The sequence below is a fragment of the Bacillus sp. L75 genome, assembly GCF_003676355.1.
Lineage (GTDB): Bacteria > Bacillota > Bacilli > Bacillales > Bacillaceae > Bacillus > Bacillus velezensis.
Genome location: NZ_ML064948.1, coordinates 1 through 315, shown reverse-complemented (window position 1 = coordinate 315; position 315 = coordinate 1). Strand labels below are relative to the sequence as shown.

Annotated in this window: 1 protein-coding gene; it reads right to left on the bottom strand. The window is 42.9% G+C overall.

All coding sequences use genetic code 11. The features are described from left to right. The coding region (locus D5S11_RS19985) for a hypothetical protein (RefSeq protein WP_206504711.1) at window positions 1-315 on the bottom strand (315 nt) is incomplete at both ends.

The following is a 315-nucleotide window of genomic DNA, read 5'->3' as shown; positions in this document are numbered from 1 at the left end:
GCATCCTTAACTAGTCGCCCATCTTGAACATTTACATTTGAGTTTTCGCTGCTGAATTCAGATTTAGGATTGTGTGGTGATGTTGAGCCTTTATACATAAAGTAATTAACATTAGTATCACCAAAGTGCTTGTCTGCTTGGTCGCGAAGTATTGCGCCTAAGCCGTCACCGTCCCAACCAAAAGCATCACAACCAAAGTTCCTAGCCTTTAATGCAGCTATATCAAACTTTCTGTTGCCATTCTCTGCCTCTATTTCATCAACGCACGTTACTATGACACCAGTTCGTTCAACGTAACCAGCCGGGTCTTTTCCG